Origin of the sequence: Modestobacter sp. SSW1-42 (genome assembly GCF_046635825.1) — a bacterium.
Classification (GTDB): Bacteria; Actinomycetota; Actinomycetes; order Mycobacteriales; family Geodermatophilaceae; genus Modestobacter.
In genome coordinates this window covers 317,833-341,331 of the sequence record NZ_JBISCA010000004.1, presented here as the reverse complement: position 1 = coordinate 341,331, position 23,499 = coordinate 317,833, and the positions used below count along the sequence as shown (strand labels likewise).

At 76.1% G+C, this 23,499-nt stretch carries 23 protein-coding genes; 13 read left to right on the top strand and 10 right to left on the bottom strand.

The annotated features are described in order from the left end of the window. Positions 1-102 precede the first annotated feature (102 nt). Both ACGBYP_RS15935 and ACGBYP_RS15930 read left to right on the top strand, forming a co-directional pair. Complete coding sequence (locus tag ACGBYP_RS15935) at positions 103-663, top strand: SigE family RNA polymerase sigma factor (RefSeq protein WP_411585666.1); 561 nt, start codon at positions 103-105, stop codon at positions 661-663. After that, complete coding sequence (locus ACGBYP_RS15930; RefSeq protein WP_411585664.1) at positions 660-1,454, top strand: hypothetical protein; 795 nt, start codon at positions 660-662, stop codon at positions 1,452-1,454. Before ACGBYP_RS15935 ends, ACGBYP_RS15930 begins: the two co-directional genes overlap by 4 nt. A 59-nt stretch (positions 1,455-1,513) precedes the next feature. Here the strand turns inward: ACGBYP_RS15930 and ACGBYP_RS15925 are convergent, their stop codons facing one another. Both ACGBYP_RS15925 and ACGBYP_RS15920 read right to left on the bottom strand, forming a co-directional pair. Further along, positions 1,514-3,379 (bottom strand): family 43 glycosylhydrolase, encoded by a 1,866-nt coding sequence (locus tag ACGBYP_RS15925; protein ID WP_411585663.1) that lies wholly within the window; start codon positions 3,377-3,379, stop codon positions 1,514-1,516. A 225-nt stretch (positions 3,380-3,604) separates the two neighbouring features. Next, positions 3,605-3,946, bottom strand: coding sequence for a tetratricopeptide repeat protein (locus tag ACGBYP_RS15920; protein WP_411585662.1), 342 nt, complete (start codon positions 3,944-3,946; stop codon positions 3,605-3,607). A gap of 191 nt (positions 3,947-4,137) precedes the next feature. On the opposite strand from ACGBYP_RS15920, the gene ACGBYP_RS15915 reads away from it, so the two are divergent. From ACGBYP_RS15915 to argG, 6 genes are all read left to right on the top strand, one after another. After that, positions 4,138-4,818, top strand: coding sequence for a DUF4383 domain-containing protein (locus ACGBYP_RS15915; protein WP_411585661.1), 681 nt, complete (start codon positions 4,138-4,140; stop codon positions 4,816-4,818). 51 nt (positions 4,819-4,869) lie between these two features. Then, positions 4,870-6,066 (top strand): precorrin-3B synthase, encoded by a 1,197-nt coding sequence (locus ACGBYP_RS15910; protein WP_411585660.1) that lies wholly within the window; start codon positions 4,870-4,872, stop codon positions 6,064-6,066. Continuing rightward, positions 6,066-6,686, top strand: a complete 621-nt coding sequence (locus ACGBYP_RS15905) for a precorrin-8X methylmutase (RefSeq protein WP_411585659.1) — start codon at positions 6,066-6,068, stop codon at positions 6,684-6,686. The genes ACGBYP_RS15910 and ACGBYP_RS15905 overlap by 1 nt, the downstream gene beginning before the upstream one ends. Positions 6,687-6,726: 40 nt before the next feature. Beyond that, on the top strand, positions 6,727-8,223 hold the full coding sequence (locus ACGBYP_RS15900; protein WP_411585657.1) for a precorrin-2 C(20)-methyltransferase: 1,497 nt from the start codon (positions 6,727-6,729) through the stop codon (positions 8,221-8,223). A 78-nt stretch (positions 8,224-8,301) separates the two neighbouring features. Further along, on the top strand, positions 8,302-9,510 hold the full coding sequence (locus tag ACGBYP_RS15895) for an MFS transporter (protein ID WP_411585656.1): 1,209 nt from the start codon (positions 8,302-8,304) through the stop codon (positions 9,508-9,510). A 44-nt stretch (positions 9,511-9,554) separates the two neighbouring features. Continuing rightward, positions 9,555-11,003, top strand: a complete 1,449-nt coding sequence (argG, locus tag ACGBYP_RS15890) for an argininosuccinate synthase (protein WP_411585654.1) — start codon at positions 9,555-9,557, stop codon at positions 11,001-11,003. A gap of 183 nt (positions 11,004-11,186) precedes the next feature. On the opposite strand, the gene ACGBYP_RS15885 is transcribed toward argG, so the two are convergent. Genes ACGBYP_RS15885 through ACGBYP_RS15870 form a run of 4 tightly spaced genes read right to left on the bottom strand, consistent with a single transcriptional unit; the run spans position 11,187 to position 15,703 of the window. Beyond that, entirely contained in the window at positions 11,187-12,779 is a 1,593-nt protein-coding gene (locus ACGBYP_RS15885) for a GTPase (protein WP_411585652.1), read from the bottom strand. Then, complete coding sequence (locus ACGBYP_RS15880; protein WP_411585651.1) at positions 12,776-14,482, bottom strand: ABC transporter; 1,707 nt, start codon at positions 14,480-14,482, stop codon at positions 12,776-12,778. Before ACGBYP_RS15880 ends, ACGBYP_RS15885 begins: the two co-directional genes overlap by 4 nt. Before the next feature lie 42 nt (positions 14,483-14,524). Beyond that, on the bottom strand, positions 14,525-15,013 hold the full coding sequence (locus tag ACGBYP_RS15875) for a hypothetical protein (protein ID WP_411585650.1): 489 nt from the start codon (positions 15,011-15,013) through the stop codon (positions 14,525-14,527). A 57-nt stretch (positions 15,014-15,070) separates the two neighbouring features. Next, entirely contained in the window at positions 15,071-15,703 is a 633-nt protein-coding gene (locus ACGBYP_RS15870; protein ID WP_411585649.1) for an HAD hydrolase-like protein, read from the bottom strand. Between the two features lie 75 nt (positions 15,704-15,778). Here ACGBYP_RS15870 and ACGBYP_RS15865 point away from each other — a divergent pair, with 75 nt between their 5' ends. Then, entirely contained in the window at positions 15,779-16,168 is a 390-nt protein-coding gene (locus ACGBYP_RS15865) for a hypothetical protein (RefSeq protein WP_411585648.1), read from the top strand. Here ACGBYP_RS15865 and ACGBYP_RS15860 read toward each other — a convergent pair. Next, on the bottom strand, positions 16,159-16,893 hold the full coding sequence (locus ACGBYP_RS15860) for a cobalt-precorrin-6A reductase (RefSeq protein ID WP_411585647.1): 735 nt from the start codon (positions 16,891-16,893) through the stop codon (positions 16,159-16,161). The genes ACGBYP_RS15865 and ACGBYP_RS15860 overlap by 10 nt on opposite strands. A 95-nt stretch (positions 16,894-16,988) precedes the next feature. Between ACGBYP_RS15860 and ACGBYP_RS15855 the strand changes: the two genes are divergently transcribed. After that, a complete protein-coding gene (locus ACGBYP_RS15855) occupies positions 16,989-18,071 on the top strand; it encodes a cobalt-precorrin-5B (C(1))-methyltransferase (protein WP_411585646.1) in 1,083 nt (360 codons plus the stop codon). Between the two features lie 68 nt (positions 18,072-18,139). On the opposite strand, the gene cobM is transcribed toward ACGBYP_RS15855, so the two are convergent. The 3 genes from cobM to def form a co-directional block, all read right to left on the bottom strand. Further along, complete coding sequence (gene cobM, locus ACGBYP_RS15850) at positions 18,140-18,883, bottom strand: precorrin-4 C(11)-methyltransferase (protein ID WP_411585645.1); 744 nt, start codon at positions 18,881-18,883, stop codon at positions 18,140-18,142. Next, a complete protein-coding gene (cbiE, locus tag ACGBYP_RS15845; protein ID WP_411585643.1) occupies positions 18,880-20,100 on the bottom strand; it encodes a precorrin-6y C5,15-methyltransferase (decarboxylating) subunit CbiE in 1,221 nt (406 codons plus the stop codon). The genes cobM and cbiE overlap by 4 nt, the downstream gene beginning before the upstream one ends. Before the next feature lie 79 nt (positions 20,101-20,179). Next, positions 20,180-20,737 (bottom strand): peptide deformylase, encoded by a 558-nt coding sequence (def, locus tag ACGBYP_RS15840; protein WP_411585642.1) that lies wholly within the window; start codon positions 20,735-20,737, stop codon positions 20,180-20,182. Positions 20,738-20,856: 119 nt separating this feature from the next. On the opposite strand from def, the gene ACGBYP_RS15835 reads away from it, so the two are divergent. The 3 genes from ACGBYP_RS15835 to ACGBYP_RS15825 all read left to right on the top strand — a co-directional run bounded on the left by ACGBYP_RS15835 (position 20,857) and on the right by ACGBYP_RS15825 (position 23,490). Then, complete coding sequence (locus ACGBYP_RS15835; RefSeq protein ID WP_411585640.1) at positions 20,857-21,786, top strand: cobalamin biosynthesis protein; 930 nt, start codon at positions 20,857-20,859, stop codon at positions 21,784-21,786. A gap of 211 nt (positions 21,787-21,997) precedes the next feature. Continuing rightward, on the top strand, positions 21,998-22,726 hold the full coding sequence (locus ACGBYP_RS15830; RefSeq protein ID WP_411585639.1) for a PAS and ANTAR domain-containing protein: 729 nt from the start codon (positions 21,998-22,000) through the stop codon (positions 22,724-22,726). Between the two features lie 98 nt (positions 22,727-22,824). Further along, positions 22,825-23,490 carry a lysophospholipid acyltransferase family protein gene (locus tag ACGBYP_RS15825; protein ID WP_411585638.1) on the top strand — a complete coding sequence of 222 codons (666 nt, stop codon included), beginning with the start codon at positions 22,825-22,827 and terminating at the stop codon, positions 23,488-23,490. Positions 23,491-23,499 lie beyond the last annotated feature (9 nt).

The following is a 23,499-nucleotide window of genomic DNA, read 5'->3' as shown; positions in this document are numbered from 1 at the left end:
CCACAGCGCCCTCGACGCGTCGGCACGGTCCCCAGCCGCCGGACTCGTGACCCGATCGTGACCTGCCGGGTTCGGGTCTCCCCGCCCGGCCGGGGTGTCTGTGTGGGTGAGTACCGCGACAGATGGAGAGAGGGGGCGAGATCCCTGGACGACGACGAGTTCACCGCGTTCGCGCGCAGTGAGAACGCGGCGCTGATGCGCACCGCCTGGCTGCTGACCGGCGACCGCGGACTGGCCGAGGACCTGGTGCAGTCGGCGCTGACCCGCGCCTACGGCAAGTGGTCGAGGGTGCAGCGGGCCGACGACCGGTCGGCCTACGTGCACCGGCTGATGATCAACACACACCTGAACTGGCGCCGGCGGCTGACCAACACCGAGACGGTCGTCGAGTCGGTCCCCGACCGCAGCACCGCCGACCACCAGGCCGACCACGCCGCGCGCGACGAGATGCGCACCGCCCTGGCCCAGCTCTCGCCGCGGGTGCGGACGGCCGTGGTGCTGCGCTACTTCGAGGACCGCAGCGAGGCCGAGACCGCGCAGCTGATGCGCTGCTCGGTCAGCACCGTCAACAGCCACGTCACCCGCGGGCTGTCGGTCCTGCGCGGCCTGCTCGCCCAGCCCTCCCCCGACGACCTCTCCACCCTCTCGAGGAGGCGACCGTGAACGACCTGGAGTCGACCGTCCGCGCCCGGCTGCACGACCTGGCCACGGCCCTGCCCGACGAGGACGGCGGGCACAACGCGGTGGCGGCCCGCACCCGGCACCAGCGGCAGCGCCGCAACCGCACGGCGGTCCTGGCCGTGTGCGCCGGCCTCCTCGTGGTCGCCGGCGGGTCCACCGCGGCCGGGACCCTGCTGTCCTCCGCCCCGGACCGCGACGTCGCCACCCCGACGGTCCCGGCGACCACCGCGCCGTCCACCCCCGGGCCGGCGCCGGCCACCGAGCCGGTCACCGAGCCGGTCACCGAGCCGGTCACCGAGCCGGTCACCACGGCCCCGGCGTCCCCGACGTCGGGGACACCGGCGCCGCCGGCAGCGGACCCGACCGGCACGCCCCGCTCCTCCGCCGGCACCCCTACGGGCAGTGCGCCCACCAGCGCCGCGCCCACCGGCTCCGCGTCGGCACCGACCGGTGGGCCCACCGACTGGCCCTCGGAGGCCGTCGCCGTCCACGGCGGGGAGTACTGGGCGGTCTTCCTCGACGTCGCACGGGGGGACGACCTCACCGGCACGCAGGAGGCGCTGGCAGCGCTGTCCGCGGTCGGCTACCAGGGCGGGATCGGCGACATCGGCTGCACCGGGGGCGCCGTCGAGGCGCTCGGCCTGGACCCGACGGTCGGCTACACGGGCGTCTCGGTGTTCTTCGCGACCGCCGCCGACGCGCAGCGGTTCGTCGACCTGTACCAGCCCGGCGTCGTCGGCACGGCCCGGATCACCGCGTACTGCCTGGACTGACCGGGACGCAGGCCCCGGCCGCGCGAGCGGCGGCCGGGGCCTGCGTCCGCACGGTGACGTCAGGAGACGTCGACCGCGTCGATCTCGGCGTAGAACGTGCCGCGGGTGAGCGTGACGGTGTTCCAGCCCTTCTTCAGCTGCACCGAGTGCTCGATCGTCGTCCAGTTGTCCCAGCGGGTGTACGGGAAGGTGACCGTGCCGGCCGCCTGCCCGTTCACCGTGACCGTGTCGGTGGCCTCGACGGGGTAGCCGCCGCGGTCGGAGCCGTTGGCGAACCGGATCGCCAGCGTGGCCGGCCCGCCGCGCTCGGCGTACACCTGCAGCGAGATCGCGCTGTCGGCGAAGTCCATGCCGCCGACCTTCGCGCCACCGGACGCGCGGCCGTCGCCGACCACGCGGGCGTGGGTGACCGTGCCGAGCTCGGCCTCGTACCGGGTGGTCGTCGAGCCCGCGGGCGGGCCCTTCGGGTCGGGGACGTGGCTGGCGTCGTACACGTCGAAGGCGTCGATCTCGGCGAAGTACGTGGCCTTGGTCAGGGTGATCGTGTTCGTCCCCTTCTTCAGCTGCACCTGCACCTCGGCCATCCGCCAGTTGCCCCAGGTGGTGTGCGGGAAGGTGACCGTGCCGGCGTCGCGCCCGTTGACCGTGAGCGTGTCGGTGGCCGCGACCGGGGTCGCCCCGTCGTAGGACCCGTTGGTGAAGCGGATGCCCAGCGTCGCCGGGCCGGACTTCTCCGCCTGCACCTGGACCGTCACCGAGCTGTTCGTGGCGTCCATGCCGCCGACCTTGGCCAGCCCGGAGGCCGCGTCGTCACCGACCACGCGGGCGTTGGTGACCACGCCGTCCTCGGCCTGGTAGCGCACCGCGGCCTCCTCGACCACGGGGACGCCGTCGGCCGACCAGTTCAGGTCGCTGACGTACATCGCGCGGTAGGAGTAGGTCGGGTCCCAGCCGTGGAAGACGATCGAGGTGCCGCCGTCGGGGTTGGTGACGACGTCCTGGCCGCCGTAGCCGAGCACGTGGTCCTGGAACATCTCGCTGGTGACCAGCTCGGTCGTCGACTTCGTGTACGGGCCGGTGATGCTGTCCGACGTCGCGTACCCGGTGCGGTAACCGCCGCCGCCGAAGTCGTTGGACGAGTAGAAGAGGTAGTAGGTGCCGTCCCGCTCCACCAGCGTCGGGGCCTCCACGACGTTGCCCTCCCAGGGCAGGTCGCGGCGGATCAGCTCGACGGGCGGGCCGGTGAGCGTCGTCCCGTCGGCCGACAGCGCCTGGATGAAGATGATCGCGGTCTTGCCGGCGCAGCAGTTGCCGTCGGCCTTCCACAGCAGGTACAGCTGGCCGTCCTCGGAGTAGGTGGCCGCGTCGATGGCGCCACCGAGGTCGGTCGTGCCGTTCTCCCCGTTCGGGCAGACCAGCGGCTCGGTGCCCACGGGCAGGAACGGGCCGTCGGGCGAGGCGGACGTCGAGACGCCGATGCACTGCCGCGGGGAGGTGGCGTCGCGCGCGGTGTAGTAGAGCGCGTAGCCGCCGTCGACCGCGGTCACCTCGGGGGCCCACACGCAGTTGTCGGTGGCCCCGCCGGGGGCGAAGCTGCACGCGCCGACCCAGGCGCCCAGCGTCGGCGCCGCGTCGGGCTGCGGCGTCCAGTGCACGAGGTCGGTCGAGGTCTGGTGCTGGACGTTCTGACCCTCGTTGTTGGTCGCATAGGCGTGGTAGACGCCGTCGACCAGCAGGACGTCGGGGTCGGCGAAGTTGGCGTCGATGACCGGCTCGATCATCGACGTGGACCCCGCGCCCGGCGGCGGGGTGCCCGGCTGGCCGGGTGCTGCCGACGCGGTGCCGGAGAGCGCCGGCGCGAGCAGGGTCAGGGCCAGGAAGGCCCCTCCTGCCGCGAGGCGGCGGAACGAAACGGGTGACGACACTGTGACCCTCTCGGTGGATGTGCAGTTGTTGTGCGCGGAAGCGTGCACTCCTGTGCGTTCAGCGGTCAATCAGTGAGCGCAAATGTCCGGTTCTTCCCCGCGTGTCGTCCCGGGGGCACGCCGGTGCCGCGCGGCGACCGTCGTCCACAACGGTCGAGCCCTGCCCCCGGTCAGGGGCAGGGCTCGACGGTCCACGGGCACACCCCCGCGACCGGGGGTACGGGATCAGGCGACGCCGAGGGCGTCGGCCACCCGGTGGTGGGCGACGGCCTCGAGCGACCGGCTCTGCCGCTCGAGGGTGCGGGCCAGCGCGCGGCGGGCCCAGCCGTTGGCCGGGGCGAGCTCGACCAGCCGGCCGAGGACCTCCTCGGCGCGGGTCAGCTGGGCGGACCGGAAGTAGCTGCGGGCCAGCAGCTCGAGCGCGGCCTGGTTCCCCGGCTCGGCCTCGACGATCGGGACGAGGACCTTGGCGGCCTCGACGGGCTGGTCGACGGCGAGGAAGAGGTCGGCCCGCAGGTACTCGGAGTGCAGGTCGACGGGGTGGTGCTGGGGCGTGGGGTTGGTCATGACGCTCCTTCCACCGGCCCCCAACAGCAGCAGCCCCGTCCGCCTTCCCCCCTGCCGACCACGCTGCGCGATGGTTTGCTGACGCAACGACATTTCTCTGGCGAGTCGTCGAGTTGTGTGCCACAGAACTGGGTAGGGCGTGTCCGCCGACGCCGACCGGCCCGGCGCCCGCTCCTCCCCCGGAGTCCGTGATGACCCACACCCTGCACCTGCCGCACTGGTCCTCCCCCGCCGAGGAGAAGACCCGCGTCACCGTCGTCCACCGGATCGGCGCCCTGGTCGTCGCCGCGGTCATCGCCGCGTTCGGCGTCCTGGGGCTGGCCAACGGCCTGGACTACTTCTCCACCGACGGACAGCGCATCGCCGGGCTGTCGTCCAACGGTCTGCTGTCGACGATCTCGCTGGTCACCGCGGCGGTGCTGGTCTTCGCCGCGGTCCGCGGCTCGCGCGTGGCGTCGACGGTGATGCTGGTGATCGGCGTGCTGTTCCTCGGCTCGGCGCTGGTCAACCTGGCGCTGCTGGAGACCGACTGGAACTTCCTGGCCTTCTCCGTCGCCAACGTCATCTTCTCCATCTGCGCCGGCCTGGTGCTGCTGACGCTGGGCGCCTACGGCCGGGTCAGCGGCAACCTCCCCGAGGACAGCCCCTACCGCGGCGCGCGGGCCGACGACGTCGTCCTGGAGAGCCCGGAGCGGCCGGAGACCCCCGAGGAGGAGGCGGCCGAGCGCGCCATGCGCGAGGCGGAGCTGGCCGTGGTCGAGCACCGTGCCACCGCCGACCAGCGGGCGCGGGTCGAGGCGATGGCCAAGGTGCGCACCCGGTCCGCGCGGCGCGCGGTGTGGATGTCCTACGACCAGCCCTCGCTGCTCTGAGCCACGGGGGCGACGACGGGGTGGCGGGGTGGACGTAACCTCGCTGGCGCCATGTCCTCCCCCGCTCACTCCGCCGTCGCCCCCGACACCGTCGCCCCCGTGCGCGACCGGGTCGACGCCTGCCCCGGTGCGCTGCAGACCCACTCCGCCGCCGACGGCGAGCTGGCCCGCGTCCGCGTCCCCGGCGGGGTGCTGACCGCCGACCAGCTGCGGGTCCTCGCCGCCGCCGCACGCGACCTGGGCGACGGCCACCTGGAGCTCACCAGCCGCGGCAACCTGCAGCTGCGCGGCCTGCAGGCCGGTACCCAGGCACTGCTGGGCGCCCGGCTCGCCGACGCCGGGCTGCTGCCCAGCGACACCCACGAGCGCGCCCGCAACTCCCTGGCCAGCACCCGCTCGGGCCGGGACGGCGAGGGTCACGTCGACGCCTCCCGCTGGGTGACGCTGTTCGACGCCGGGCTGCGCGCCGACCCCGCGCTCGCCGAGCTGCCCGGCCGCTTCCTGGCCACCTTCGACGACGGCCGCGGCGACGTCTCCGGCCTCGGCGGCGACGTCGGCCTGCTGGCGCTGGCCCCCGACCGGGTCGCCCTGCTCGTCGGCGGCGTCGACTCCGGTCTGCGCGCCGGCCTCGACGACGCCGTCCTGCTCGCCCTGGCCGCCGCCCGCGCCTTCCTCGCCGAGCGGGCCGCGCAGGGGTCGACCGCCTGGCGGGTCACCGAGCTGACCGACGGGCCGGCCCGGGTCGCCGCCCGCCTCGACGGCCCACGGGAGCCGAAGGTCGACGTCCCGGCCGCGCCGCTCGTCGGCCCCGTCGGCGCGGCCACGCAGGTCGACGGCCGGACGGCGCTGATCGGCGTCGTCCCGCTGGGCCGGCTCACCGCCGACCAGGCCGAGCTGATGGCCGACCGCACCGCGCAGGTGCAGCTCACCCCGTGGCGCAGCGTGGTCGTCCCCGACCTCGCCGAGGACACCGTCGACGACACCGCCGTCGACCTGTTCCGCACCGGCATGGTGTTCGACGAGGCCAGCCCCTGGCTGCGGGTGACCACCTGCGCCGGCCGGCCGGGCTGCGCGCGGTCGCTGGCCGACGTGCGGGCCGACGCCGTCGCCGCCGTGGCCACCCGGACGCTGCCCGCCGGTGGCGCCCGTCAGCACTGGGTCGGCTGCGAGCGCCGCTGCGGACGCCCGACGGGCGACGTGGTCGACGTGGTCGCGACGCCGGCCGGTTACCGGATCGAAGAGGGTTGATGTACGAGTACGAGCACGACGGCGCCGAGATCTACCGCCGCTCCTTCGCCACGATCCGGGCCGAGGCCGACCTCTCCCGCTTCCCCGAGGACGTCGCCCAGGTGGCGGTGCGGATGATCCACGCCTGCGGCCAGGTCGACCTGACCGAGGACATCGACTTCTCCCCCGACGTCGTCCTGCGGGCCCGGGAGGCGCTGGACGCCGGCGCCCCGGTGCTGTGCGACGCGCAGATGGTCGCCTCCGGGGTGACCCGCAAGCGGCTGCCCAAGGACAACGACGTGATCTGCACGCTCAACGACCCGCGCACCCCCGAGCTCGCCCGCGAGCTGGGCACCACCCGCACCGCCGCGGCCATGCACCTGTGGGGCGACCGGCTCGGCGGTGCGGTGGTCGCGATCGGCAACGCGCCCACCGCCCTGTTCCACCTGCTGGAGATGGTCCGCGACGGCGCGCCCCGCCCGGCCGCCGTCGTCGGCATCCCGGTGGGCTTCATCGGCGCGGTCGAGTCCAAGGACGCCCTGGCCGAGGCCGACCTGGAGTTCCTCGTCGTCCGCGGCCGCCGGGGCGGCAGCGCGATCACCGCCGCCGCGGTCAACGCCATCGCGAGCACCGTCGAATGAGGGCGAAGATGGCCACCTCCGCCCCTCGTGGGGGTGTCCGGTGACCGGGCGGTTGTACGGGGTCGGGCTGGGGCCGGGTGACCCGGAGCTGGTGACGGTCAAGGCCGCCCGGCTGATCGGCGCGGCCGACGTCGTGGCCTTCCACGCCGCGCAGCACGGCCGCTCGGTGGCCCGCGGGCTGGCCGCGCCCTACCTGCGCGCCGGCCAGGTCGAGGAGCTGCTGGTCTACCCGGTCACCACCGGGACCACCGACCACCCCGGCGGCTACCAGGGCGCGATCGACGAGTTCTACGAGGCCGCCGCCGCCCGGCTGGCCGCCCACCTGGACGCCGGCCGCGACGTCGTCGTGCTGGCCGAGGGCGACCCGTTCTTCTACGGCTCGTACATGCACATGCACAAGCGGCTCGCGCACCGGTACCCGACCGAGGTGGTGCCCGGGGTGACCAGCGTCAGCGGCGCGGCCGCGGTGCTGGGCCGGCCGCTGGTCGAGCGGGACGAGGTGCTCACCGTGCTGCCCGGCACCCTGGACGCCGACGAGCTGGCCGAGTGGCTGTCGACCACCGACTCGGCCGCGGTGATGAAGCTGGGCCGCACCTTCCGCAACGTCCGCGAGGCCTTCGACGCCGCCGGGGTGCTCGACCGCGCGTACTACGTCGAGCGGGCCACCACCGACCGCGAGCGGATACTGCCGCTGGCCGAGGTCGACCCGGACACCGTGCCCTACTTCTCCCTGGCCCTGCTGCCCAGCGAGCTGACCGGCCCGGGCAACCACCCCGGTCTCGGCGAGGACGACGAGACTCCGACCACCGGCGAGGTCGTCGTCGTCGGGCTCGGTCCCGGGCAGCGCAGCTGGACCACCCCCGAGGCGGCCGAGGCGCTGGCGCAGGCCGATGACCTGGTCGGCTACGGCCCCTACCTGGACCGGGTGCCGGCCAACCCGCGGCAGACCCGGTACCCCAGCGACAACCGCGTCGAGGCCGAGCGGGCGGCGCACGCGCTGGAGCTGGCCCGGTCCGGACGGCGGGTGGCCGTGGTCTCCAGCGGCGACCCGGGCGTCTTCGCGATGGCCGCGGCCGTGCTCGAGGTGGCGGCGGAGAGCTTCCCCGACGTCGAGGTGCGGGTGCTGCCGGGGCTGACCGCCGCGCAGGCGGTGGCGTCGCGGGTCGGGGCGCCGCTCGGCCACGACTTCGCGGTCGTCTCGCTGTCCGACGTCCTCAAGCCCTGGGACGTCGTCCTGGACCGGCTGCGCGCCGCGGCGTCGGCCGACCTGGTGCTCGCGCTGTACAACCCGCGGTCCAAGGCCCGCCCGCACCAGCTGGGCGAGGCGCTCCAGGTCCTGCTCGAGGTGCGGAAGCCCGAGACGGTGGTCGTGGTCGGCCGGGACGTCGGCGGCCCGGAGGAGCGGGTCACCGTCACCTCCCTCGGCGACCTGGACCCGGAGACGGTCGACATGCGCTGCCTGGTGCTCATCGGCTCCACCCAGACCCGGGTCACCTCGACCGGCCGGGTCTTCACCTCCCGCCGCTACCCCGGCTGACGCCCCGCGGGGCCATGTCCGCCGACATGGCCCCCGGGAGGCGGAACACAGCCGAGTCGTTGGTCCTTGCACCAGGGCGTGCCCCGTCGTCAGCTCGGTCGTCCCGCCGCCTTCTGGGCGGTCGCCGTCCTGCTCGTCCTGGTGCTCGCCGCCTCCGGGGTGCCCTCGCCGCTGTACCGGGTCTACGCCGAGCAGTTCGGGTTCGGCTCGGGGCTGCTGACCGTCGTCTTCGCCGTCTACGCCCTGGCCCTGCTGGTGTCGCTGCTGGTGGTGGGCGGGCTGTCCGACCACGTCGGCCGCCGGCCGGTGCTCGCCGCCGCACTGGTGCTGGAGGCGGTGTCGATGGTCTTGTTCCTCGCCGCCGACGGGGTCGGGTGGCTGCTGGCCGCCCGGGTCGTGCAGGGGTTCGCGACGGGGGCGATGACCGGCGCGTTCGGGGCCGCGCTGCTGGACCTGCAGCGAGCGGAGAAGCCGCTGGGGCCGCTGGTCAACTCCGCGGCCCCCGGGTTCGGGCTGTCACTGGGCGCGGTCGGCGCGGGCATGGCCGTCGAGTGGCTGCCCGCCCCGACCGACTGGGTGTTCGGCACCCTGACCGCGCTCTGCCTGGCGGCCGCGGGAGGCGTGCTGGTGCTGCTGCCCGAGACCTCGCCCCGGACGCCGGGCGCGCTGGCCTCGCTGCGACCCAGCGTGCACGTCCCGCCGGCGCAGCGCCGGGCGTTCGTCGTCGTCCTGCCCTGCCTGGTCGCCACCTGGGCGCTCGGCGGGCTGTACGCCTCGCTCGGCCCGTCGCTGGTCTCGACCGTCTACGGCGTGCAGGACCACCTGGTGGGCAGCCTCGTCGTCCTGGCGCTCAACGGCACCGGCCTGGTCGGCTCGCTCGGCATGCGCGGGGTGGCCCCGGCCCGGGCCATGGTCGTCGGCGCGCTGGTGTTCGCCGGCGGGGTGGCCGGCACGGTCACCGCGCTGGCGGTCGGTTCGCTGGCGCTGTTCTTCGTCGCCGCCGTGGTCTCCGGCCTCGGCTTCGGCAGTGCCTTCCTCGGGGCGATGGCCACGGTGACCCGCGGGGTCGAGCCGGGCGCCCGGGCCGGGCTGCTGGCCGCGGTGTTCACCGCCAGCTACCTCGGCTTCAGCCTGCCGGCGATCGCCGCGGGCATCGCGGCGACCCACCTGGGCCTGGAGCGGACGGCGCAGCTCTACGGCGCCGGCGTCATCGCGCTGGCCCTGGTCGCGGTGGCCGGACTGGCCGTGCAGCGGCGCCGTCCCGCGGCGGTCCCGGCCGCCGGCTGACCCCCGGTACTGCATGGCCATACATGGCGTTGCATACTGTTGCCGTGTCCAAGGTGCTCACGTCCCTGCCCGTCGGTGACCGCGTCGGCATCGCCTTCTCCGGCGGTCTCGACACCTCTGTCGCAGTCGCGTGGATGCGCGACAAGGGCGCGGTCCCGTGCACGTACACCGCCGACATCGGCCAGGCCGACGAGCCCGACATCAGCTCGGTGCCCGGCCGGGCCGCCCAGTACGGCGCCGAGATCGCCCGGCTGGTCGACTGCCGCGCCGCGCTCGTCGAGGAGGGCCTCGCCGCGCTGACCTGCGGCGCGTTCCACATCCGCTCCGGTGGGCGCAGCTACTTCAACACCACCCCGCTGGGCCGCGCCGTCACCGGCACGCTGCTGGTGCGGGCGATGCTCGCCGACGGCGTGCAGATCTGGGGCGACGGCTCCACCTACAAGGGCAACGACATCGAGCGGTTCTACCGCTACGGCCTGCTGGCCAACCCGGCGCTGCGCATCTACAAGCCCTGGCTGGACGCCGACTTCGTCACCGAGCTCGGCGGCCGCAAGGAGATGTCGGAGTGGCTGGTCGCCCACGGCCTGCCCTACCGCGACAGCGCCGAGAAGGCCTACTCCACCGACGCCAACATCTGGGGCGCCACGCACGAGGCGAAGACCCTCGAGCACCTGGACACCGGGATCGAGACCGTCGAGCCGATCATGGGCGTGCGGTTCTGGGACCCCGCCGTGGAGATCGCTCCCGAGGACGTGACCATCGGCTTCGCCCAGGGCCGGCCGGTGACGATCAACGGCCGGGAGTTCGACTCCGCCGTCGACCTGGTGCTCGAGGCCAACGCCATCGGCGGGCGGCACGGGCTGGGCATGTCCGACCAGATCGAGAACCGCATCATCGAGGCCAAGAGCCGCGGCATCTACGAGGCGCCGGGCATGGCGCTGCTGCACATCGCCTACGAGCGGCTGGTCAACGCGATCCACAACGAGGACACCCTCGCGACCTACCACGCCGAGGGCCGGCGGCTGGGCCGGCTGATGTACGAGGGCCGCTGGCTGGACCCCCAGGCGCTCATGCTGCGCGAGTCGCTGCAGCGGTGGGTCGGCGTCGCCGTGACCGGCGAGGTCACCCTGCGGCTGCGCCGGGGCGAGGACTACTCGGTGCTCGACACGGCGGGCCCGGCGTTCAGCTACCACCCGGACAAGCTGTCGATGGAGCGCACCGAGGACTCCGCGTTCGGCCCGGTCGACCGGATCGGCCAGCTGACCATGCGCAACCTCGACATCGCCGACTCCCGGGCCAAGCTCGAGCAGTACGCCCGGATGGGGCTGGTCGGCGGTACCACGCACGTGTCGATCGGCGCCGCGCAGGCGGCCTCGACCGGCCTGATCGACGTCACCGAGGAGGGCGGCGCCGAGGCGATCGCCTCCCGCGGGCAGGTGTCGCCCAACGACGAGCTGCTCGACCGCGCCGCGATGGAGTCCGGCACCGACTGAGGTCCCCGGCGGGGTCCTGGCACCGCGCAAGCTCGTGCTCTGCTCACCCTGGTGAGCAGAGCACGAGCTCCGGCAGCTTCCCCCCTCGACCGGGTGCTCACGCGCCCGCCCGTGCTCTGCTGACGGACCGGCAGCGGAGCACGAGCAGCGGCACCACCGGTCCCCGTGCGACCGGCGGCGGGCTCAGCTGCCGGCGCGGGTCACCGCCGCGCAGAACCGGCCGTGGTCGGCGCGGGCCTCGCTGAGCGGGGCGACGACCTGCGCGTCGGCCACCTCCCCTACCCGGTCCAGCAGCCGGCGGCGCACCTGCCGGGCCCGGCGTCGGGCGCCCATCGCGACCAGCGGCCGGGCCACCAGCGCCAGCAGCAACCCGGCCAGCAGCCCGCCGACCAGCAGCAGCGTGGGCAGCGGGATGCCCTCGACCCGGGGCAGCGGGACGACGTCGTCCAGCTGGAGCAGCCCGAGCCCGACCAGGCCGAGCAGCCACAGCGCCCCGGCCAGCGCGACCAGCAGGAGCAGCCACTGCAGCCCGCCGACCGCGCGCTGCCACAGCGGGGTGCGGTCCGGGCCGAGGTCGGTGCCGGCCACGGCGCGGTCGAGGTCGTCGGCCAGCCGGTCCTCCGACAGCTCGGCGGTGCGGCGCAGCTCGTCGCGCCACGCCTGCGGCAGGCCGTGGCCGGCGGCGTCCCGGGCCCGGCGCAGCGCGGCGCCCAGCGCGGCCTGCTGCACGGCGCCGGCCGGCGGCAGCGACGTCCGGGAGTCCTCGTTGCCCAGGTGCAGCCGGCGGAGCGGGTCGGCCCGCAGCTTCGACGTCCAGCGCAGCACCGGCCAGCCGGTGTGCTGGTTGCCGCGGCGGCGCGCCGACCGCTCGACCGCGCCCACGACCGCCGGCACCCCCGCGGCGTCGGCCAGCGCCGCGGTCAGGCCTTCCCGCTCGTCGGTGTCGCGGCTGCGGTCGGCGCCGGCGTCGGGCGCGCAGTGCCCGGCCATCGCCGCGGCGGCGGCCCGGGCGTCGGCGGCCAGCCGGTCGGTGGCCGCCCGGCGGGCGGAGACCCGGCGGGCCAGCTCGGCGCGCAGCTCGGGCAGCCCGGCGCCGGTGCGCGCCGCGGTGGCCAGCACGGGTGTGGAGGCCAGGCCCTCGCGGTCCAGCAGCCCGCGCAGGTCGGCGAGGCACGCCCGGGCCGCGGCCTCGTCGAGCCGGTCGACCTGGTTGAGGACGACGACCAGCACCCCGGCGTGCCCGGCGAGGGGAGCCAGGTAGCGGGAGTGCACCGCGGCGTCGGCGTACTTCTGCGGGTCGAGCACCCAGACCAGGACGTCGACCAGCTCGACGAGCCGGTCGACCTCCAGCCGGTTCTCCAGCCGCACGCTGTCGTGGTCGGGCAGGTCGAGCAGGACCAGCCCGTCGAGCGCCGGGTCCCCGGACTCGACCCGGTTGCGGCGCGGGACCTGCAGCCAGTCGAGCAGCCGGTCGGACCCGTGCTCGCCCCACACGCTGGCGTGCGCGACCCCGGTCGTCGGGCGGCGGACCCCGGGGGTGCTCACCTCGCTGCCGCTGAGCGCGTTGAACAGCGTCGACTTGCCGCTGCCGGTGGCCCCGGCGAGGGCGACGACGGTGGCGTCGCCGAGCGCCTCGCGGGCCCCGGCCTTGGCCAGCAGCGCGCGGGCCTGGCCGACCTCGGGCACCTCCAGCCGGCCGTCGGCCACCTCGACCGCCTCGCGCAGGGCGGCCAGCCGGTCGGTCAGGGACAGCTGCTCGCGCTTGCCCAGCCTCACGCGCTCGCCTTCCGGGCGGCAGCCAGCGCGGAGACGGCGGCGCGCAGCTCGTCGTCGGTGCCGGGCTCGGGGGCGGCGTCGTCGAGCAGCTGGTCGAAGCGGGCCTGCTCGGCGGCCAGCAGCCGGGCGGCGCGCTCGTCGAGGTCGGCGCGGGCGCGGGCGGCGAGCTCGCGCACCGCGGCGTCACCGAACACCGCCTCCAGCACCCGCTGGCCGAGCGCGGTGGTGCCGCCGGCGACGACCACCTCGATGCCCGACAGCCCCGCGGTCGAGGCGAAGACGGCGACCATCACCACCGCGCCGGCGCCGTTGACGCCCCAGGACAGCAGCCGGGCCTGGGACCGCTTGCCCGCCCCCTCGTCGCGGACCAGCTCCAGCACGTACCCCTGCCAGCCGCGCACCTCGTCGGCCGAGGCCCCGGCGAAGGACGGCGAGACGCCGTCGAGCTCGGTCTCCCGGCCGTCGAGCAGCTCGATCCCGCCGGGCAGCGACCGCCAGCTGGTGACCGTCTTCTCCGCGGCCCGGTCGGCCTCGGCGCGCAGCAGCGTCTCGACCCCGGACTCCAGGGCGCCGGTGAGGTCGGCGCCGGGCGCCGGACGGCCGGTGAACGCCGCGGTCAGCCGGTCGCGCAGCCGGCCGACCTGACCCTGCAGGCTGCGCATCCACTCGCCGGTGCCGACGAACTCCTGCCAGCGGGAGAGCACCTCACCGCGCAGCAGGCTGCCGTTGCCGACCGCCTCGTCGATGCTCGCGCGCGCCCGGGCGTAGGCGGCGTCGGCGGCCGCCCACAGCGCCTCGGCGGCGGTCTCCTGCTCGCGCACCCCGGCGACGACGACGTCGACCCGGTCGCCCAGGCTCTCCAGCGCACCGGCGAGGGTCTGGCGGACGACGGCGGCCCGCTGCTCGGCGTCGGCGGCCAGCCCGTGCAGCCAGGCGCGCAGCGGCGCCACCTGGTCGTCGGGCAGGAACCCGTCGACCAGCGGCCGCTCCTCGACCACGAACAGCTTGGCGCTGTCGAGCCGCGCGGCCCGCAGCATGGCGGCGAGGTCGTCGGCCACCTCGCGCACCGCCTCCGGCGGGACCCGGTCGAGCACGACGGCCAGCGCGGTGCCCCGCTCCTGCGCCGTGCGCAGCAGGTCCCACGGGACGGCGTCGGCATAGCGGGCCGCGGTGGTGACGAACACCCACAGGTCGGCGGCGGCCAGCAGCTGCCCGGCCAGGTCGCGGTTGGCCTCGACGACGGAGTCGACGTCGGGGGCGTCGATGAGCGCGAGCCCGGCCGGCAGCCCGTCGTGGACCACCAGCTGCAGCCCGCCGGGGCCGGCCTCGCCGCCGGTGGTGCGGGCCAGGCCGGGCAGCACCCGGTCGCCGGCGAAGGACTCCCGGTCGGCCGGGGCGCAGACCAGGACCGGCGCCCGGGTGGTGGGCCGCAGCACGCCCGGGGTGGTGACCCGCGCCCGCAGCACGCTGTTGACCAGCGTGGACTTGCCGGCGCCGGTCGAGCCGCCGACCACGGTCAGCAGCGGGGCGTCGAGGTCGCGCAGCCGGGGCAGCAGGTAGTCGTCGACCTGGTCGACCACGGCCCGCGCGGTGCGCTCGGCCTCGTCGCGGTTCTGGGTGGCCAGGCCCAGCGGAGCCGCGGCGACCCGGTCGCGCAACAGCTGCAGGGCGTCGGGCAGCCGCGTCTCAGCCGTGCTGGTCATCCTGCGATCTTGCCCAGAACGGGCGCCGCTCACCCCTCGCGCTCAGTCGCGCAGCGGCCAGGCGACCACGGGGCCCAGCAGCGCGCCGTCGTGCGACAGCCCGTCGCCGTCGCGGACGACGTCGTGGTGCTCGTGGCTGCCCGCGGCGTGGGCCAGCGCGGCCAGCAGCAGGGTGAGCTCGTTGCGGTCGAGGCCGGCGGTGAGGTCGGCGAGGTCGACCGGCTGCCCCTCGGCCAGGCCCGCCGCGGCGCGCAGCAGCCGGCGCTGCCCGCCGGACCCGCCGATCCGCCCCGACCGCAGCGCGTCGTCGAGGTCGCTCCACTGCACCGCCGCCCACGGACCGCCGTCGACCGCGTCGCCGTCCAGGGCGATCGACACCAGCCCGGCCGCCTGCAGCTGCGGCAGCCAGTGGCCGGAGTCGGCCAGCAGCAGCACCGCCGCCTCGGCCGCGTAGTCACCGACCGCGGCGCGCAGCAGGGCGCTCTCCAGGTCCAGCAGGTCGAGGTCGACCGCCTGCGGTTCACCGAGCACTGGGGTGCACCTCCTCCGTCGGCGTCCACTGTGCACCCGGGGTACGACAGTCCGCCGCTACAGGACGGCGAGCGCCGCCGGGACGTCCGCGGGGGTGGCGACGACGGCCACCGCGCCCGCCGCCGCGAGCTCGCCGGGCGGGGCCGGTCCCCAGCCGGCGCCGACGCACGGCAGCCCGTGGACCCGGGCGCCGAGCACGTCGTGCAGCCGGTCGCCGACCAGCACCGGCCGCGCGCCGTCCGGGTGCGCGGCCAGCGCCGCGGCGACCACCTGCTCCTTGTGCCGCACGACGCCGTCCAGCGTCGCGCCGTGGACGCTGTCGAAGGCGGCGAGCAGCCCGACGTGCTCCAGGATGCGGACGGCGAACGGCCCGGGCTTGCTGGTCGCCACGGCGAGCAGCGCACCGCCGGCGCGCAGGTCGGCCAGCAGCCGCGGGATGCCCGGGTACACGGTGGCGTCGAGCAGCGCACCGGCGGTGTAGTGCTCGCGGTAGGCCAGCACCGCCCGGTCGACGTCCGCCCCCGTCAGCCCGAACGCGCCGGCGAAGCCCTCCTCCAGCGGCGGCCCGACCATCGCGGTCAGCTGCGCCGGGGTCGGCACGGGCAGCCCGAGCCGGTCGGCGGCGACCCGGATCGAGGCCCAGATGCCCGGGGTCGAGTCGACCAGCGTGCCGTCGAGGTCGAAGAGCACCAGCCGCGACGCTTCCGCTCCGGCGCCCGGACTGGTTCCATGAACTCTCAAGCAACCCACCTCCCGGAGGACCCGATGACCCGGACCGCACCCCTGCCCACCCGCAGCGCCGGCACGCTCCGCGCCGTCCAGGCCGGCGCCGCGCTGTCGGTGGTCGTGCTGCTCTTCCAGTTCGTCACGGCCGGCCAGGTGCTCGCCGACGCCAGCGGGGCGCGCGACGGCCACGGCGCCGGCGCGATCGCGCTGCACGTCGCCGGCCTGCTGCTCGTGGTGGCCACCGCCCTGCACGCCCGGGCCGGTGGCGCCCGGTGGCCGGTGGTCGTGTCCGCCGCCGTCTTCGTGGCCGGCTTCGTGCAGGCCGCGGTCGGTGACGGCGGGAACATGGCCGCACACGTGCCCGGCTCGCTCGTGCTCGCCGTCGGCACGGTCTGGGTCACCGCCTGGGCGTTCACCCGTCAGGCCTGAGCCCGCAGCCAGACGAGCGCGTCGGCCACCGTCGTCACCGTCCCGACCCCCGGCGGCAGCGGTGGCCGGCGCACGAGCACGACCGGCAGCCCCAGCGCGCGGGCGGCGACCAGCTTGGCCTCGGTGAGGTGACCACCGGAGTCCTTGGTGACGACGACGTCGACCGCGTGCTCGCGCATCAGGGTCAGCTCGTCGGCGACGCTGAACGGCCCGCGGTCGAGCAGCACCGTCGCGCCGGCCGGCAGCGGCTCGTCGGGCGGGTCGACCGAGCGCACCAGGACCCGGCCGGGCAGCCCGGCGAACGCCGCGACGCCCTGCCGGCCGGTGGTCAGGAAGACGCTCGCGTACCCGGCGACCGCCGCGGCGGCCGCGGGCAGCGAGTCGACGTACCGCCAGGTGTCCCCGTCCTGCGGCGTCCAGCCGGGGCGCTGCAGCCGCAGCAGCGGCGTGCCGTGCGCGGCCGCCGCGGTGGCCGCCGAGGCGGTGATCTGCGCGGCGAACGGGTGGGTCGCGTCGACGACCGCGCGCGGGCGGTGCTCGGCGAGCCAGGCGGTGAGCCCCTCGGCACCGCCGAACCCGCCGACCCGCACCGGCCCCGCGGGCAGCACCGGGTCGGCGGTGCGCCCGGCCAGGCTGGAGAGCACGTCGACCCCCTCGGCGAGCAGCGCGGCGGCCAGCGCCCGCGCCTCGCCGGTGCCGCCCAGCACCAACACCGCACCGGTCACGCGTGCACCATGTGCAGGATGAGCGAGCTCGCGAGCTCAGCAGGGGGCACAGCAGCCCCGCGAACGCGGGCGACGAGCGCCAGCGAGGAGCACGAGTGAGCAGGGACGGCAGCGCGGGGCTGCGGCACGGCTGGACGACGGGCGCCTGCGCGACCGCGGCCACCACCGCCGCCTACACGGCGCTGCTCACCGGCGAGTTCCCCGACCCGGTCAGCATCGACCTGCCCAACGACAAGCACCCGGCCTTCGCCCTCGCCCGGGAGTCCCTGGGCACCCGCGAGGCGACCGTCGGCATCGTCAAGGACGCCGGCGACGACCCCGACGTCACCCACGGCGCGCTGGTCTCCGCCCGGGTGGTGCTCGGCGAGCCCGGCAGCGGCGTGCGGTTCCGGGCCGGCGAGGGCGTGGGCACGGTGACCAAGCCCGGGCTCCCGCTGGCCGTCGGCGAACCGGCCATCAACCCGATGCCCCGGCAGTTCATGAGCGCGCACGTCGCCGCGGTCGCGCAGCGGTTCGGCGGCACCGGCGACGTCCTGATCGAGGTCTCGGTGGAGAACGGCGCCGAGCTCGCCCGGAAGACCTGGAACCCGCGGCTGGGCATCCTCGGCGGGCTGTCGATCCTCGGGACGACGGGCGTCGTCGTCCCGTACTCGTGCTCGTCGTGGATCGACTCGATCCGCCGCGGCATCGACGTCGCCCGGGCCGCCGGCCGCGAGCACGTGGCCGGCGCCACCGGGTCGACCAGCGAGCGGGTCGCGCAGGAGCTGTACGACCTGCCCGAGGACGCCCTGCTCGACATGGGCGACTTCGCCGGCGCCGTGCTCAAGTACCTGCGCCGGCACCCGGTGCCGCGGCTGACCGTGGCCGGTGGCATCGGCAAGCTGGCCAAGCTCGCCGAGGGCCACCTCGACCTGCACTCGGGCCGCTCGCAGGTCTCCTTCGCCGTGCTCGCCGACCTGGTCGCCGGCGCCGGGGGCGACGCCGCCCTGGTCGAGGGCGTGCGCGGGGCCAACACCGCACTCGACGCGCTGCGGCAGAGCCAGGCCGCGGGCCTCCCGCTGGGCGACCTGGTCGCCGCCGGCGCCCGCCGCACCGCCGAGGGCGTGCTCCTCGGCGCCCCGGTCGAGGTCGACGTCGTGGTGATCGACCGCGCCGGCGTCATCGTCGGCCGCGCCTGAGAAAGGACCCCACCGCCCCCCACCACTCGCAAGCTCGCGGCGGGGCCCTGCGGCGGGGCCAGAAGAGCTCACGCGCGGGCCCGGGTGGTCGAGTACAGGTGGCTGTCGGGGAACTCGCCGGCGGTGAGCACCCGGCCGACGACGACGATCGCCGTCCGCCGGACGCCGGCCTCGGCCACCTGGGCGGCGATGTCGGCGAGCGTGCCGCGCAGCACCAGCTCGTCGGCCCGGCTGGCCTTGGCCACGACCGCGACCGGGCAGTCCTCGCCGTAGTGCGCGGCGAGCTCGGGGGCCAGGACGTCCAGCCGCTGCACGGCCAGGTGCAGCACCAGCGTGGCGCCGGTCGCGGCGTAGGCGGCGAGCTCCTCCCCCGGCGGCATCGGCGTCGACCGCGCCGACGTCCGGGTCAGGACGACGGTCTGCGCGACCCCCGGCACGGTCAGCTCGCGCTTGAGCGAGGCGGCCGCGGCCGCGAACGACGGCACCCCCGGGACGACGTCGTAGGGCACCCCGGCGGCGTCGAGCCGGCGCATCTGCTCGGCCATCGCGCTGTACACCGACGGGTCACCGGAGTGCAGCCGGGCGACGTCCAGCCCCGCGGCGTGCGCGGCCACCAGCTCCGCGGTGATCTGGTCGAGGTCGAGGTCGGCGGTGTCGACCAGCCGCGCGCCGGCCGGTGCGCTGTCGAGCAGCTCGCGCGGCACCAGCGCCCCGGCGTACAGGCAGACCGGGGACGAGGCGATGAGCCGGGCCGCCCGCACGGTGACCAGGTCGGCCGCGCCGGGACCCGCGCCGATGAAGTGGACGGTCACCGGGTCACGCTCCAGATCGTCACGGGCATGGCCGGCTTCCAGCCGGTGAAGCCGCCGACCGGGGCGGCCTGCGCGACCTGCAGCCGGGTCAGCGAGCCGCCGACTCGCGCCTGCCACTGCGCGAGCACGCCCTCGCTCTCCACGGTCACCGCGTTGACCACGAGCCGGCCGCCGGGGGCCAGGGCGTCCCAGCAGTTCTCCAGCACGCCGGGCACGGTCGCGCCGCCGCCGACGAACACCGCGTCCGGGGCGGGCAGGTCGCCCAGCGCCTCGGGCGCCCGGCCGCGCACCACCTGCAGGCCCGGGACGCCGAGCCGGGCGGCGTTCTGCCCGATCCGGTGCGCGCGGTCGGGGTCGGACTCGACGGCGACCGCCCGGCAGGAGGGGTGCACCCGCATCCACTCGATGCCGATCGAGCCGGCGCCGGCGCCGACGTCCCAGAGCAGCTGCCCCGGCAGCGGGACCAGCCGGGACAGCGTCACCGCCCGGACGTCGCGCTTGGTCAGCTGCCCGTCGTTGCGGTAGGCGTCGTCGGGCAGCCCCGGCACGGTGGACAGCGGCACGGTGCCCGGGTCGGCGACCGCCTCGACCGCGGTGATCGTGAGCGGGTCGGTCTGCGCGTGCGGCCAGGCCGCCGCCGTCCCGGTGAACCGCCGCTCGGCGGGGCCGCCGAGCTGGGCCAGCGCGGTCAGCGTGCTGGCGCCGTAGCCCCAGGCGGTGAGCCGGCGCGCGACCTCGGCGGGGGTGGTGCCGTCGGCGCCGAGCACGAGCAGCCGCCGCCCCGGGGCGACCTGGGCGGCCAGCAGCTCGACCGGCTTCCAGACCACCGACACGACGGTGGTCTCCTCGACCGACCAGCCCATCCGCGAGCAGGCCCAGGTGACCGAGGACGGGTGCGGGACGACGTCGACGGCGGCGGCGCCGAACCAGCGCACCAGCGTGGTGCCGATGCCCGAGTACATCGGGTCGCCGCTGGCCAGCACGACCACCCGCCGGCCGGGGTGCGCCTCGGGCAGCTCGCGCACGGCCAGCGCCATCGGCGAGGGCCACGGCACCCGCTCGGCGGTGACCCCGGCCGGCACCAGGGACAGCTGCCGGCTGCTGCCGCGCAGCACCTCGGCGCCCTCGACCGCGCGCCGGGCCGCCGGGGACAGCCCGTCCCAGCCGTCGGCGCCGATGCCGACGACGGTGACGACCCACCCCTCCGGCGCCGTCACGCCGTGCACCCGAGGGCGTGTGGACGGGCCTCGATCCGCTCCTCGGTCGCTGGCGCTCCCTGCGATGCTCCCTCGGCCCTCACGCCGGCAGCTCCCCCTCCGGGCCGGCGGCCTCGGCCAGCAGCAGCTCGCGCTGCTCGGCGGGCAGCCGGTCGACGTAGACGGTGCCGTCGAGGTGGTCGACCTCGTGCTGCAGGCAGCGGGCGGCCATGCCGGTCGCCTCGATCGACACCGGGTCACCGTGCACGTCCACGCCGTCGACCCGGGCACGGAAGGCCCGCGCCAGCTCGGCGTAGGGCCCCGGCACCGACAGGCAGCCCTCCTCGGTGACCTCCACCGCGGGCTCGCCGTCCACCGGGTCGACGATCGTCAGGACCGGGTTGACCACCACGCCGACGACGTCCTCGCCGTCGGCGTCCGGGCAGTCGATGACGAACACGCGGGCGTCGACGCCGATCTGGTTGGCCGCCAGCCCCACGCCGTCGGCGGCGGCCATGCTGGCGAACATGTCCAGCACGAGGTGCCGCAGGTCGCGGTCGAACACGGTGACCGGTGCGCACGGGCGGTGCAGCACGGGGTTGCTGCCGTAGGTGACGATCGGGCGGGCGACGCCGTCGTAACGGCCGGGCAGGCGCATGACCGCTGATCCTAGGGTCGCGGCGCTGCCCTACCGTGGCCGCCGATGTCCACTGCCGCCGCCCGGGTCCTGCCCTCCCCGCCGGGCAGCCCCCGACCGTGCTCCGGGACGGTCGGCCGGTGAACCGCGCGACCGCCGCCGGCCTCGCCCTGGGGAGCGCCGCCGACCTGGTGTTCGCCGACCCCCGCCGGGGCCACCCGGTCGCCGGGTTCGGGCAGGCCGCCGCCGCCCTCGAGCGGCGGATGTGGCGCGACTCCCGGGCCGCCGGCGCGGCCTACACCGGCCTCTGCGTCGGGACGGCGGTCGCGGTGGGCGCCGCCGCGTCCCGGCTGACCGCGCGCTCCCCCGCGGCCCGGACCGCCGCCACCGCCCTGGCCACCTGGGCGGTGCTCGGCGGCACCTCGCTGGGCCGGGCCGCGGCCACCATGGAGCAGCACCTGGCCGCCGGCGACCTGCCCGCGGCCCGCGCGCACCTGTCCACACTGGCCGGCCGGGACCCCAGCGGCCTGGGCGAGCCGGAACTGGTGCGGGCCACGGTGGAGTCGGTCGCGGAGAACACCTCCGACGCCGCGGTCGCCCCGCTGTTCTGGGGCGCGGTCGCCGGGCTGCCCGGGCTGCTGGGCTACCGGGCGGCCAACACCCTGGACGCGATGGTCGGGTACCGGTCGCCCCGGTACACCCGCTTCGGCTGGGCCTCGGCCCGGTTCGACGACGTCGTCAACTGGGTGCCCGCCCGCCTCACCGCCGTCCTCACCGTGCTGACCGCGCCGCTGGCCGGCGGGTCACCGGCGGGCGCCTGGCGGGTGTGGCGGCGCGACGGCGCCGCGCACCCGAGCCCCAACGCCGGCCGGTGCGAGGCGTCGCTGGCCGGCGCGCTCGGCCTGCGGCTGGGCGGGCGCAACGTCTACGGCGCCCGGGTCGAGGAGCGGCCGGTGCTCGGCGACGGCCGGCCGCCGGTGCGCGCGGACGTCGGGCGGGCCGTCCGGCTCTCCCGGGCGGTGTGGACCGCGGCGGCAGCGGCGGCAGCGGTCAGCCGGCTCCGTCGCTGACCACGCTCGGTGACCGGGCAGGTACCAACCGCCGCGCCGTGCGCAGCCGGGTTGCCCACCCCGAACGCGCGTGCATGTGTCGGGTCCCAGCGGTAACTTGGCGGGGACTGGAGCGGTCGACCCCGAGGGGCCGATGGGTCGTCACGGTCGAGCGCACGGCTCGACGACCCCCCTGAGCCACGGGGCGTCAGCAGAGATCGGCCTGAACTCGATGTCCTCCACCTCGGCACTCCCCCGCCACGCCGACGCGGGCCCACGCCTCGCGGACGCCACACCCGGCCGGGCCCACCGATCCCTCCCTCCGCAGGCCAACGCCGCCCGGGTGGCCGGCCGCTTCCGCGGCGACCTCGCCACCGAGCAGTGGTGGTGGTCGCCCGAGCTGCACGACCTCCTCGGCGTCCCCGCCGGCACGGTGCGCCCCACCGTGCAGCTCCTGCTCTCCCACGTCCACGACGACGACCGCTCCGCGCTCCGCGAGGCCCTGCTGGTCGCCGGCACCACCGGGACGGCGTTCGCCCGGGAGTACCGCGTGCAGCGCGGCGACGGCGCCGCCCGGTCGCTGCTGCTGGTCTGCGAGCCGGAACTCGACGCCTCCGGCACCGTGCTGGCGCTGGCCGGCCTGGCCGTCGACGTCACCGAGGGTCGCCCCCCGGCCGCCGAGGACACCACCGTCCGGAGCCTGCAGACCGAGGTCGAGCAGCTGCGCAGCGCGATGGCCAGTCGCGCGGCGATCGAGCAGGCCAAGGGCATCCTCATGGTGCTGATGAGCTGCGGCGACCAGGTGGCCTTCGACCTCCTGGCGCACATCTCCAGCCACACCCACCGCAAGGTGCGCGAGGTCGCCGTCCTGATCATCGACTCGGCCAGCGGGCGCGCCCCGCTGCCCGACGACGTGCGCGAGATCCTGCACGACGCCTCGCCGCCGGCGCACTCCGCCTGAGGCGGCTCCCCCGCCCGTCCCGGCGACACCCGCGTCGGGCAGGATCGACCGAACCCCGCGCCGGTGCGGGGCCGGGACGGGATGGGGGCCGCGGCACCGTGTTCTACCTGCTGGTGCGGTTCGTGCTGCGACCGCTGGTCTTCGTCGTCTTCCGGCCCACCGTCGTCGGCCGCGAGAACGTGCCGCTGACCGGCCCGGTGATCCTGGCCAGCAACCACCTGTCCTTCATCGACAGCATCGGCATCCCCCTGGTGGCGCCGCGCAAGGTGGCCTACCTGGCCAAGGCGGAGTACTGGCGGGGTGCGGGGTTCAGCGGCTGGGTGTCCCGCACGCTGTTCACCGCCCTCGGCGCGCTCCCGGTCGAGCGACAGGACCACCGCGCCGCCCAGGCCGCCCTCGACACCGCGATGGGGGTGCTCCGGGCCGGCGGCGCGTTCGGCATCTACCCCGAGGGCACCCGCTCGCGGGACGGCCGGCTGGCCCGCGGCAAGACCGGCGTGGCCTGGCTCGCGCTCACGGCCGACTGCCCGGTCGTGCCGGTCGCCGTCATCGGCACCGACAAGATCCAGCCGATCGGCGCCCGCTGGCCGCGCCCGCACAAGGTCTCGGTGACCTTCGGCGAGCCGCTGACCTTCCCCGAGCACCGCGGCTCCGCCGGCAGCAACCGGGCACGGCGCGAGGTCACCGACCGGGTGATGGAGGCGATCGCCGACCTGTCGGGCCAGGAGAAGGCCGGCTGGGGCGAGAAGCCCGACGCGGCGTGACGATCGGCC